Below are 11163 nucleotides of genomic sequence, written 5' to 3' on the forward strand. Positions count from 1 at the left end.
CGAGTATTTCATTTTCACCGGGGTGGGAGACGGAAGATCTTCCGTCTCCGGCCCTCGACCTTCGGCTTCCACCATCGGCTTCAGCCTCCGCCCTCAGCCGACGTCGAGGCGGAGCAGATCCTCCTCCGTCTCGCGGCGGACGATCACCCGGGCCTCGCCGTCGTGCACGGCGACGACCGGCGGGCGGAGCGCGTGGTTGTAGTTGCTGGCCATGGACCGGCAGTAGGCGCCGGTGGCGGGCACGGCGATGAGGTCGCCGGACGCCAGGTCGGCGGGCAGGAACGCGTCCCGCACGACGATGTCGCCGCTCTCACAGTGCTTGCCGACGACGCGGACCAGCATGGGTTCGGCCGTACTCGTGCGGGAGACGAGGGCGACGCTGTAATCGGCGTCGTACAGAGCGGTCCGGATGTTGTCGGACATGCCGCCGTCCACGGAGACGTACGTCCGGAGCCCGTCGAGCGGCTTGATGGTGCCGACCTCGTAGAGCGTGAAGGCGGTCGGGCCCACGATGGCGCGCCCGGGCTCCACGGAGATCCGGGGCGTCCGCAGCTTGGCGGCCTCGCACTCGCGGGTGACGATCTCGTTCAGCGCCTTGGCGATCTCGTGCGGCTCGCGCGGGTCGTCCTCACTGGTGTACGCGATGCCGAGGCCGCCGCCGAGGTCGATCTCGGGCAGCTCGACCCCGTGCTCGTCACGGATCTGCTTGAGCAGCCCGATGACCCGGTGGGCGGCCACCTCGAACCCCGAGGTGTCGAAGATCTGCGAGCCGATGTGGCTGTGGATGCCGATGAGCTCGAGCCCGTCGAGCTGGAGGGCACGGCGGGCGGCCTCCGCGGCCTGACCGCCGGCCAGCGGGATCCCGAACTTCTGGTCCTCGTGCGCGGTGGCGATGAACTCGTGGGTGTGCGCCTCCACGCCCACCGTCACCCGGATCTGCACGCGCTGCCGCCTGCCGAGGGACTGCGCGATGTGGGCGACCCTGACGATCTCCTGGAAGGAGTCGAGAACGATGCGTCCGACGCCCTCGGACACGGCTTGTTCGATCTCGGCCGTGGACTTGTTGTTGCCGTGGAAGGCGATGCGGTCGGCGGGCATACCGGCGGAGAGCGCGGTGGTGAGCTCACCGCCGGAGCACACATCGAGGTTGAGCCCCTCCTCGTGCAGCCACCGCACGACGGCCCGGGACAGGAAGGCCTTCCCCGCGTAGAAGACGTCGGCGTCCTGCCCGAAAGCGGTACGCCAGGCACGCGCCCGCGCCCGGAAGTCGGCCTCGTCGACGAAGTACGCCGGGGTGCCGAACTCCTCGGCCAGCGTGGCCACATCGATCCCGCCGACGGTGACGACGCCGTCCTCGTCACGGCTGACGGTGTGCGCCCAGACCTTCGGGTCCAGGGCGTTGAGGTCGGCGGGCGGGGCGGTGTAGTGCCCCTCGGTCAGAACATCGGCGTGACGGGGCCCGGCGGGGTGTGCGGAACGGCTCATGTCTGTGCGCTTTCTGCTGTGTCAGAGGTGTTCGGGTGCACTGATGCCGAGCAGGGACAGGCCGCCTGCCAGCACCGCTCCGGCTGCTTCGGCGAACGCGAGCCGGGCACGGTGGGCGGCCGAGGGTTTCTCGTCGCCGAGCGGCAGCACGGTGTGCTGATGACCGAGGAAGGCATCGGCGACGGTGACGAGATGCCGGGCGAGCCGGTCGGGGCTGCGGTGGGTCGCGGCGGCGGTGAGAACGCGGGGGTGATCGGCGAGGGCGGCGAGAAGGCTCTGCGTGACGGCTGTGTCCCGCAGATCCCCGGGGGCGCCCGTGTAGCCGAGTGCGGCGGCGTTGCGGCTGAGAGCCCGGGTGCGGGCGTGGGCATACCGGATCCGGAAGAGCGGGTTGCTCTCACGCTGGACGAGGTGGTCCGCGGTGATACGGGGACGGTCGTGGGGCGCGGGGTGGAGCAGGGCCCAGCGGGCGGCGTCGGAACCGAGGAGGGCGGGATCCTCGGGGGCGGGTACGGGACGGAGGTTGACCGGCTCGGCGTGCCGCACCTCGGCGCGGCCGCCCTGGGTACCGACGATCCGTACGAGCGTGTCGGCGACGACCTCGGCACGGGTGTCGTACGGCACGCGCAGCTCGACGACCTGCCCGGCGAGGGCGTCACCGTGCCCGTACCGGCTGCCGTGCCGCAGGACCTCGGACACGAGCGTCCGGGTGACGGCGGCCTGGTCCAGGCTGATGTTCAGGAACCCGGGCCCGGTGATCGCGACGTCAGCGACACCGGGCGCGCCGCGGAGGTACGGCCGAAGGATCTCGGCGACCTGCCGGGACGCCCGCCCGGCCGGCCGCGCCAACTCCAACGCGATGTTCGTGGCGTAGTCCCCACACCCCCCGGCCCCCGGCACCGTCACCACGGCCCGCCCCGGCACCACCACGCCCAGCTCCCCCGCCTCCACAGCACGACGCACCGCGCGCAGCACGGTACGGGAGAGCTCGACGGGGGTCACGGGACAAGCCTAGGGGAGGAGGGGGGTGGGTACGCGAGTCGGTTTGGGGGTGGGTCCGGGATGTGGACGGGGTGGGGGTGGGGGTGGGGGTGGGGTACGGAGGAGTGGGGTGCGGGGGTGGTGCTTCGGTGGCGTCGCGGCTGAGGGCCCGGGCGTCGGCGTCGGCGTCGGCGTCGGCGTCGGCGTCGGGTGACTGTCGGTGAATCGGCTCCGGGGGTGGCGTTGGCCTGCTGGCTGACTGCGGGTGCGCTCGGCTATGGGGGGGCGGACAGCTGTGTGGCCGCTGTCGACTACGGGGGGTGTCGTCGACTACGGGGATGTCGTCGACTGTTCGGCCGCCGTCGACTGCCGGTCAGTGACCGGTGCGGCCGGCCCGCTCGGCGCGCTCGGCCCGCTCGGCCTCCTCAGCGCCGTAGACGGCTTGGAACGGCGCGCCGGTGCCGCCGCCCTCACCCAGCCCACTGCCACTACCGGGGCCACTGCCAATGCCGGGGATGTTGCCAGGGCCACTACCGCTCCCCCGACGCTCCATCAACTGCCTTACAAGCTGGACGAGTTCGGCGGGCTCGAAGGGCTTGGCGAGGAACGCGTCGACGCCGACGTCAAGCCCGCTCTCGACCTCGTACTGAGTACAGGCGCTGACGATGGCAAGGGGAATGTTCCGGGTACGCGGATCGGCCCGAAGTCGAGCGGCGGTGCGCAGTCCGTCCAGCCGAGGCATGACCACGTCGAGTGTCACGACATCGGGCCGCACCTGGTGCACCACGTCCAGACATTCGACACCATCAGCCGCGGTCACGACCTCGAGACCCTCCAGCTCAAGGTTGACCCTGATCAGCTGCCGGATGACCTTGTTGTCGTCCACAACAAGCACCCGGCCCGACACGCCTGGCACAACTCGAGAGTAGGTCCGCACGCACCGCCGCGTCCGGGTTTTCCCCACTTCCACCCCGTGCGGACGCCCCGCCTCCACCCCACCCGAACCCCGTCCCGCCCCCGACAACAGCCCGTCCCGCCCCCACCGAAACCCATGCCGGTCCCCCTCAAAAGAGCTGGTAGTGTTCAACCCGTCGCCGCACACAAAGCGACACGCCCCCGTAGCTCAGGGGATAGAGCAACGGCCTCCGGAGCCGTGTGCGCAGGTTCGAATCCTGCCGGGGGCACCCTGTATGAGGTGCCCAGAGACCCCGCCATCAGCGCTTTCGCTGAGGACGGGGTCTTGGCGTTTGTGCGGGCGGATGCAGCCGAAAGCGTCTCCATGACAGTGATCACGTTGTAATAGCGTGTTGATCTCGCAGGGCGTCGCAGCAAGTCAACGGCCGTTTTCGCGCCTGCCCAGCGTCGCGCGGGTCACCGACGAAATGCGCGGGTTCTGGGTGACGACAAGGCGGCGCGCGGACCTGAAGTGCTCGACCGGCGTGGACAGCTGTCCGCTGCCATCCAATCGAGCCGTCTGACAGCGAACCGAACCCAGTCGTTCGGGTTTCGTAGCGACGTGAACGCGCTGGGAGTGCAGTGTGTCCGTACCTCGACGGCGTGATCACGGCGATGACCTTGCGGACGGGCGACGGCCCGTCGACGGCGGAGTCGCCACGGGTGTGTGCGGAGTCTGCGGAGCCTTCCGTGGTGGGTACGGCGGCGGGCCGCACAGGGTCCGCTGCGCGGCCCGCCGTCATGCTCTCGTCCCTGGGATCAGCAGGGCTTGACATACCAGACGTTGTCCCAGGTGATGTAGAACGACTCCGGCGCGGTCAAGGTGTACAGGAGTTCCATGTTCCTGCCGTACAACTTGGCTTTGGTGCCCGGGGTTTGGTTGTTGTTGACTTCCCCGATGCCGACCATGTTGGTCAGCCCGAACGTCCTGCACGCCTTGAACGCGAAACTTCCGCCGGAGGGCGCCTCGCCGCAGATCATCATGTAGGGACAGCTCAGGTCGGTCGCACCGGCCGGTGCGGCCGATGCCACGCTGCTCAGCCCGAGCGTCGATCCGGCGACGAGCGCTCCCACAGCCAGCACATTCGATACTGCTCTGCGCAGTGCCATGTCTGTTTCCCCCTAGGAATCCTGATGCGATTGTGGTCGATGCCCGGAGCCTGAGCGCGGGCATCCTCTTGTGAAGAGGACTTCATGCGCCTAAGCCAGCTTCCGCCCCTGCCAAGTTCGCGACAATCATTTCGACTAGGGTCGAAATGTGCAGGTCAGCCCGTCGCCGTGCAGACATGACGAAAGCCCTGGATCTCTCCAGGGCTCACGTCCACTGGTCCTGCGGACCGGTTCACTTTCCGGTGTCGCGCTCCTCCCCCAGGCCCTTCGAGATGCGGTCGTTCATCTCCTGCTCCTGGCCGTCGATGCAGTTCGCGTAGATCTTGAGCAGCACGTCGACCGAGTGACCCGCGCGAGCGGCCACGTCCGGTGCCGGAACTCCGGAGTTGAGCCACTGTGAGACGCCCGCGTGCCGAAGGCCGTAGGGCCGGATGGCGAGCACGGACGAGACCTGTTCCGGGAGGAGCGCCAGTTCTCGCGTCTGCTTCCACACCCGCGAGTACGACGACGCAGCTACGACGTTGCCTCGCTCACTGGCGAAGAGCCGGCCGTCTTTCGCCGTGCCGAACTCCTTAAGGTGCTCCCGGAGCGGCCGTACCAGCGGCGGCGGTATCGGCACGATGCGCACCTCACCTTCCGCCCGCTGTTTCAGGCCCGCTCCCACCAGCCCAGTGCGTTCTGTCAGACCGGGTGTGTGAGCAGCCGGTCTGACAGAACGCGTCCCAAAGCATCGGCCGGCACTCCCGGCAAGGCCCCACCTGTGCCGGTGCTCAGTCGGCGCTACCGAGCACTTCGTCGGGGTGGGGCATCCCTTCGAAGTTAGACGTTGCGCGGGGATCACCGACGTTGCCGTCACGGTCGGCGTCCATCGGGATCATCTGTCCGTCAGCAAGCACGAGCCAGGCGAGTAGCGGGGAGGCCGCAAGTCGTCGATCGCTTTGACTGACGGCTACGAGCTCCTGCTCGCCCGCCTCGCGTGAGTCAACAGCAAGACGCTTCCGGCCGCTGCGCCTACCGCTCCCGCGGCCAGGAAACCGTGGGAGGAGCGCCAGGACAGCACCGACCACCGGGAGTGCGCGGAGAACAACGAACCTGTGCTCAGCCATGACCCGGTTGAGATCAAGGACAGCGAGGAGCCGATCGAGGCCACCGACAGGGCGCTTCCGATCGAGCCGACCGACAGGGCCGAACCGACGGACCCCACGGACAGCACCGAACCCACCGAGCCGATCGACAACACGGAGTCCTGCGACCACAACGACAGCACCGAACCAGAAGAGGGACGACGGACCGACCGTACGGACAGCTTTGTCATGCGGCCATCTTGCCCGCTGATCGTTCTGGTGTCGCCGCCATACGGAAGGGTCTACGGGCCGGGTGTCGCGCCACAACCGTTCCGTGTGACTTGAACTCAGGTCGTCAGAACCCGCTGCGCCTTTGGATTTTTGCCCGTGCTCGCCCAAGCCCGCACCGCTCCATGGGAGAGGAGGAGTAAATCGGTCGCGCCCCGCGAGGGGAGCCGCTAGCTTCCCCGAGCGCAGCTAGGTACGAAACGCGACCGCGAAGGGGACCACGGATGGACACTGAGGGTGCGCGGACCGACCGTTTCGGGCTGCTGCTCGAGCAGTTCGACCGCGCCAGGGAGATGGCCGAGGTACGGCTGAGAGGGCTCAGCGATGATGAGTACCTGTGGGAACCGGTGCCCGGTTGCTGGTCGATCCGGCGCCGGGGCGAGGCGGCGACGCCGAGGGCGTTCGGGCCGGGCGAGTGGGTGCTCGACCTGGGCGCCGCGGACATTCCGGCGAACGAGTACGCGGAAGTCGCCCGGCAGGCCGCCGGCGGCATGAGCGTCGCCAAGATCGCCGACGACTGGAGCGTGAGTGTCGAGCGGGTCGAGCAGGTCCTCGCCCACACCGGTGAGCCGGAGCCTGACCGAACACCGGTCACGACCATCGCATGGCGACTGGCGCACCTGCACTTCCACTTCGCGGGCGGATGGGAGTGGACCTTCGGCGAACGTCGGCAGGAGCCGAAGCTGATCGTCGACTTCACCCCCTCCGCCACCTTGGCGCTCGAACGGTTCTGGGCACTGATCGACCGCTGGCGCGACAGCGTCGCCGCCGTCACCGACGAACAACTCGACATGGTCGGCTTCTCTCAGTACCCGTACGGTTCCGACCCCGACGACCCCTACATCGCCGTGCTGTCGGGGGCCAACCTCGAATTCATCCACCACATGGCCGAGATCGCGTTGCTCCGCGACCTGTGGCGGGCTCGCTTCACGCCTGGCCAGTAGATCCGGGTGCGCTCGGCGACCCCCTCTCCGTCGCGCGTCCGAACCACCCGCCACGGGAGGGGCCTAACTTGCCGCGGCATCCTGCCAGTTGAGCTGACGGGGGAGTTGCGGTCCTGGTGGGTGGGTTCTCGATCAAAGAAGTGGGGCGGTGGGACGCGGAGGCCATGCGCGGTGGGAGTTCCTGACCTTCCGCCGGGTGCGACTCCCGGCCCCGGCCCTGTCTCGATGCTTTGCGAATCCTCCGGCGATTGGGAAGCCGATCGTTCGAATGTCATTCGTACGAATAATCGCTTCTTGCGTAACGTCGGATTTTTTCGTCACAGCAGGCGCAACCGGGTGCGGCCGCGCTACGTTGATTCGAGCGACGCCAGTAACAAAGTGTTAGGGACCTGCTACTTTGGGTAGGCTAATCGCGCACAGTCGGGGGGTGCCATGGGGGCAAACGACTTCACTGCAGGCATGCGCAGCGTGCTTGATCCAACAGGTCAGGTTCTCGCTGCGCGTCCCAACGCCTGCTCACAGCGCCCTAGATCATTCGACGAAGGTGTCGAAGCCCTGCTCGAAGCCCTGCCGGAACCCGCACTCCTCGACTCGGAGACAAGAGCGAGAGTCCGGCGGATGGGGGCGGACGTCGAATATCAGGGACTTTCGAAGCTGCGCCTCGCCGCTGTGACGGTGAGCTTCGTCTCGACCGTCTCGACATTCGCCTTCTGTACGGTGGCCATCGCCGTGAACAGTTCATGGCCGCTGCTCGTCATCGGCACACTTTCGGCCAGTGCCACGCTCGCTATCAGCGCATTCTTCATTGCGCTGCGTTGGACTCTGACACGGAGACGCGAGGCCATGCGGGCCGCCCTGCGCTGCATGGCCCACGCCAGGATTTCCGATCTGGAGGATCAGCAGCTCTTACGGCGCAGCAGAGATGATCCGGAATTGGCCAGTGCGATTCTGGTCGAGATCATGACGGAATACACCGATGCCGTGCAGTCGCAGGACTCCGGCTCTCCGACGGTCCACAGTCGTAGCATCTCGGTCGATCGCCTGATGAGGACAGCCGGCCAGAACCACGTAGTCGCTCAGGCTCTCCGGCGGCTGGCGTCGGATGTGAGTGAGGCACGTTAATGTCCCAAGCCGCCGAACCCGGCGACGACAAGGTAGACGTAGAGCGCCTTGTGGAACTTGCGAGGCGTCTTGAGAATGTCAAGTCGAAGGACCTGAAACGCGCACTCAAGGCAATCAACTACGCGGCTCGAACTCAACGTTGGAATGCCGTGCTGAGCAACCTGAACACGGCATTGGGCATCGTCGTATCCGGAGTCCTGGTGCTTTCCTTCGTCTGGCTCGGCTACCAGCTGGCCCTCAAAGGGCACCCGGGGTGGTGTGTTGCCGTATGTGGCGTCCCAGTGACCTCCATCAGTTCCATCTTCGTGCTGAAGAAGAACCTCGCCGGCCAGGTGATGGACGGCTTCACCAAGAGGACAGTCGCCGATCCTGGGGCGCAGGGACAGCTACCGGCACAACAGCCGCCCCCCGCTGATCAGGCGGCTTCGGCGAACAACGCGAGCGGAACCAACCAGCCCGCGCCGTGAACGCGAGGCTGTCCGGCCCCGCCAGAGGCTCCCGGACGACAAAGACCGGACGACAAAGAGGGGATGGCCGGGGAAACAACCCCAGCCACCCCCTCCCCCCGTCGCAGTCGGTCGAGAACCGGACGCCGGACGCCGCCGTATCCCTGTCCCGGGCGGCCGGTGCACGCCGACTGCCGTCAGCTGGTCGGCATCAGGACCGTGTCGATGATGTAGACGTTCGCGTTGGCGGTCTTCACGTTGCCGCAGACCACGTTGGCGGAGTCGTTGACCATGTAGGACTCGTCCGAGCCGGAGGTGGTGAGCTTGGACTTCTCGAGGGTGTCGTAGGAGCCGTTGTCCAGGTCCGTCGGGGCCAGCTTCTGGCCGACGACGTGGTAGGTGAGGATCTTGGTCAGCTGGGCCTTGTCGGCGAGGACCTTGTCCAGGGTGGCCTTCGGGATCTTGGCGAAGGCGTCGTTGGTGGGCGCGAACACCGTGATGTTCTGGGCGTTGTTGAGGGTGTCGACCAGGCCCGCCTTCTTGACCGCGGTCACCAGCGTGGAGAGGGCCGGGTTGTTCGAGGCGGCGGTGGCCACCGGGTCCTTGGCCATGCCGTCGAAGGAGCCGGCGCCGTCCGCGGGCACCGACGCACACGCCGAACCGAACGGCGCGTCCGACTCGGCGGTGCTCCCGGACATGCTGTCGTCGGACGCCGGGGCCGACGCCGACGCCTCGCTGGAGGAGTCCGACGCCGCGGTGTCGCTGCTGTCGTCGGAGCAGGCGCTCAGGGCCAGCGGCAGCACGGCGGCGGCGGCCACAGTCATGGCGACGCGACGGATACGAGTGTTCATGGTGTTTCTCCTGATGGATTGATGCGGCCGGAGCCGCGCTCATATGGGGGTGGGAGAGGTGGCTTGGGGTGTCAGTCCACGGTCACGACCACCGAGTGCCAGCCGCTCGCACCGTCGGGGATGGTGCGGGCCCGCTTCTCGGTCTGCACCGCGCCCGTGCGGTCGGTGGCGCGGACGGTGAGGGTGTGGCCGCCCTTGGTGGACTGCCAGGGGTAGGACCACTGGCGCCAGGTGTCGCGGGAGTCCTCGGCGGCGAGCCGGGCCTCCAGCCAGGGGCCGTCGTCGACGCGGATCTCGACCTTGTCGATGCCGCGGTGCTGCGCCCAGGCGACGCCGGCGACCATGACGGTTCCGGTGCCGGGGCGGGCGAAGGGCTTGGGGGTGTCGATGCGGGACTGGGTCTTGATCGGCGCCTCGCGGGCCCAGTCGCGTTTCACCCAGTAGGGGTCGTAGGCGTCGAACGTGGTGAGCTCGATGTCCTTGATCCATTTGCAGGCGGAGACATAGCCGTAGAGGCCGGGCACCACCATGCGGACGGGGAAACCGTGGTCGAAGGGCAGGGGTTGACCGTTCATCCCCACGGCGAGCAGGGCGTCGCGGCCGTCCATCACGTCCTCCACCGGGCTGCCGATGGTCATGCCGTCCACCGAGCGGGCCACCAGCTGGTCTGCCGGACCTCCCCGTGACGGCGGCCTCACCCCGCACTCGGCCAGCACGTCCGCCAGTCGTACGCCGATCCAGCGGGCGTTGCCCACGTACGGGCCGCCGACCTCGTTCGACACACAGGTGAGGGTGATGTCCCGTTCGATCAGGTCACGCCGCAGGAGGTCGTCGAAGGAGAGCGTGAGCGGGCGGGTGACGCCCCGGCCGTGGATGCGCAGCCGCCAGTCGGTCGCGTCGACCTTCGGCACCACCAGCGCGGTGTCCACGCGGTAGAAGTCCTTGTTCGGGGTGGTGAAGGCACTGACCCCGGGGATCCGCAGTTGCGCGCCCTTGGGCACGTCCGGCGCGCGGGACGACGGCACCGGCAGGACCACGTCCTGGCGTGAGGCGACCGCGTCCCGGCCGCTGGAGCCGTTCAGGGCACGGCCCAGCACCCCGGCGCCCGCGGACGCGACAGCGGCCGCACTCGCCGCGATCACGAACCCACGCCGGTCCCATACGGGGCCGGAAGGCGAATCTCCGTCCACCGGGCTGCCGTCCGGGCCGCCCGTCAGGCCCCGCACCGGTTCCCGACCCCGCAGCGGACCGACCAGGAAGAACAGGGTCGCCGCCCCGACCACGGCGCCCACCACGGAAGGCAGTGCGTCGGTGAGGCCCGTCGAGTCCGGCCGGCTGATCGCCGCTGCCGCCCCCACGACGCCGAAAATCAGGACACCGGCAGCGCCGGTACGCCGATATCGCAGGGCGACAATTCCCAGGGAGAGGGCGAACAGGGCCAATACGGCGAGAATTCCGAGTTGCAGGACGAGTTTGTCGTTGGTGCCGAAATTCCGGATCGCCCAGTCCTTCATCGCGGCGGGGGTGCGGTCGATCGCCGCGCCTCCGACGGCGACGACAGGACCTGCCTGCGGACGCACCCAAGCCGATACGAGTTCCGCGACAGCGAGCGCGGCGAATCCCGCCAGAACACCACTGAAAGCGCCGAGCGCCGGTCGCGTCCAGCTCCGCGGATTTCGCCATTCCTTCTTGTCGTCGGTCACGTGGGGAATCCGATTCAGAACGGTCGGCGGATTGGTCGATCACCCGGTCTGATGAAGTTTTTTCTCGGACCAATCCGCACCGGTCCGCGCAACGGATTACCCGAATTGAGGCCGCCGCCCGGAGCCCGGCCCGACGAGGGCGCCGCGGCCGACAACGCCGCGGACGCCACAGACGCGCCGTCGCCCCAGCCAGCGCCGCCACCGCCGCCACCGCC

Annotated in this window: 11 protein-coding genes, 1 tRNA gene and 1 pseudogene; 5 read left to right on the forward strand and 8 right to left on the reverse strand. The window is 68.2% G+C overall.

Annotated elements, in window-relative coordinates:
* Nucleotides 1–93: 93 nt before the first annotated feature.
* From lysA to ACIBLC_RS17910, 3 genes are all read right to left on the reverse strand, one after another.
* Nucleotides 94–1485, reverse strand: coding sequence for a diaminopimelate decarboxylase (lysA, locus tag ACIBLC_RS17900; RefSeq protein WP_399211911.1), 1392 nt, complete (start codon nt 1483–1485; stop codon nt 94–96).
* 21 nt (nt 1486–1506) lie between these two features.
* Nucleotides 1507–2487 (reverse strand): ArgS-related anticodon-binding protein NrtL, encoded by a 981-nt coding sequence (gene nrtL / locus ACIBLC_RS17905; protein WP_399211912.1) that lies wholly within the window; start codon nt 2485–2487, stop codon nt 1507–1509.
* Nucleotides 2488–2839: 352 nt separating this feature from the next.
* Nucleotides 2840–3403: a response regulator gene (locus ACIBLC_RS17910; protein WP_399211913.1), complete on the reverse strand. Its 564-nt coding sequence runs from the start codon at nt 3401–3403 to the stop codon at nt 2840–2842.
* A 175-nt stretch (nt 3404–3578) separates the two neighbouring features.
* On the opposite strand from ACIBLC_RS17910, the gene ACIBLC_RS17915 reads away from it, so the two are divergent.
* A tRNA-Arg gene (locus tag ACIBLC_RS17915) sits at nt 3579–3650 on the forward strand.
* A gap of 529 nt (nt 3651–4179) precedes the next feature.
* Here ACIBLC_RS17915 and ACIBLC_RS17920 read toward each other — a convergent pair.
* From ACIBLC_RS17920 to ACIBLC_RS17930, 3 genes and pseudogenes are all read right to left on the reverse strand, one after another.
* A complete protein-coding gene (locus ACIBLC_RS17920; protein WP_399211914.1) occupies nt 4180–4530 on the reverse strand; it encodes a hypothetical protein in 351 nt (116 codons plus the stop codon).
* Nucleotides 4531–4762: 232 nt separating this feature from the next.
* Nucleotides 4763–5185, reverse strand: a pseudogene (locus ACIBLC_RS17925) (tyrosine-type recombinase/integrase); the annotation flags it as partial.
* Nucleotides 5186–5479: 294 nt separating this feature from the next.
* Nucleotides 5480–5743: a hypothetical protein gene (locus ACIBLC_RS17930; protein WP_399212193.1), complete on the reverse strand. Its 264-nt coding sequence runs from the start codon at nt 5741–5743 to the stop codon at nt 5480–5482.
* On the opposite strand from ACIBLC_RS17930, the gene ACIBLC_RS17935 reads away from it, so the two are divergent.
* The 4 genes from ACIBLC_RS17935 (at nt 5625) to ACIBLC_RS17950 (ending at nt 8415) form a co-directional block, all read left to right on the forward strand.
* Nucleotides 5625–5939: a hypothetical protein gene (locus tag ACIBLC_RS17935; protein WP_399212209.1), complete on the forward strand. Its 315-nt coding sequence runs from the start codon at nt 5625–5627 to the stop codon at nt 5937–5939. The genes ACIBLC_RS17930 and ACIBLC_RS17935 overlap by 119 nt on opposite strands.
* A gap of 167 nt (nt 5940–6106) precedes the next feature.
* Entirely contained in the window at nt 6107–6826 is a 720-nt protein-coding gene (locus tag ACIBLC_RS17940) for a DinB family protein (RefSeq protein WP_399211915.1), read from the forward strand.
* A gap of 459 nt (nt 6827–7285) precedes the next feature.
* Nucleotides 7286–7948: a hypothetical protein gene (locus ACIBLC_RS17945; RefSeq protein WP_399211916.1), complete on the forward strand. Its 663-nt coding sequence runs from the start codon at nt 7286–7288 to the stop codon at nt 7946–7948.
* Nucleotides 7948–8415, forward strand: a complete 468-nt coding sequence (locus ACIBLC_RS17950; protein ID WP_399211917.1) for a hypothetical protein — start codon at nt 7948–7950, stop codon at nt 8413–8415. The genes ACIBLC_RS17945 and ACIBLC_RS17950 overlap by 1 nt, the downstream gene beginning before the upstream one ends.
* Nucleotides 8416–8591: 176 nt before the next feature.
* Here ACIBLC_RS17950 and ACIBLC_RS17955 read toward each other — a convergent pair whose 3' ends face one another.
* Both ACIBLC_RS17955 and ACIBLC_RS17960 read right to left on the reverse strand, forming a co-directional pair.
* Nucleotides 8592–9245 carry a fasciclin domain-containing protein gene (locus ACIBLC_RS17955; RefSeq protein ID WP_399211919.1) on the reverse strand — a complete coding sequence of 218 codons (654 nt, stop codon included), beginning with the start codon at nt 9243–9245 and terminating at the stop codon, nt 8592–8594.
* A gap of 71 nt (nt 9246–9316) precedes the next feature.
* Nucleotides 9317–10948 carry a sulfite oxidase gene (locus ACIBLC_RS17960; RefSeq protein ID WP_399211920.1) on the reverse strand — a complete coding sequence of 544 codons (1632 nt, stop codon included), beginning with the start codon at nt 10946–10948 and terminating at the stop codon, nt 9317–9319.
* Nucleotides 10949–11163 lie beyond the last annotated feature (215 nt).

The organism is Streptomyces sp. NPDC050535 (genome assembly GCF_044457665.1).
Lineage (GTDB): Bacteria > Actinomycetota > Actinomycetes > Streptomycetales > Streptomycetaceae > Streptomyces.

Coding starts and splice junctions, on each gene's coding strand:
- lysA (WP_399211911.1), bottom strand. CDS start 1,485: ATGAGCCGTTCCGCACACCCCGCCGGGCCCCGTCACGCCGATGTTCTG.
- ACIBLC_RS17920 (WP_399211914.1), bottom strand. CDS start 4,530: ATGGCACTGCGCAGAGCAGTATCGAATGTGCTGGCTGTGGGAGCGCTC.
- ACIBLC_RS17940 (WP_399211915.1), top strand. CDS start 6,107: ATGGACACTGAGGGTGCGCGGACCGACCGTTTCGGGCTGCTGCTCGAG.
- ACIBLC_RS17945 (WP_399211916.1), top strand. CDS start 7,286: ATGCGCAGCGTGCTTGATCCAACAGGTCAGGTTCTCGCTGCGCGTCCC.
- ACIBLC_RS17950 (WP_399211917.1), top strand. CDS start 7,948: ATGTCCCAAGCCGCCGAACCCGGCGACGACAAGGTAGACGTAGAGCGC.
- ACIBLC_RS17955 (WP_399211919.1), bottom strand. CDS start 9,245: ATGAACACTCGTATCCGTCGCGTCGCCATGACTGTGGCCGCCGCCGCC.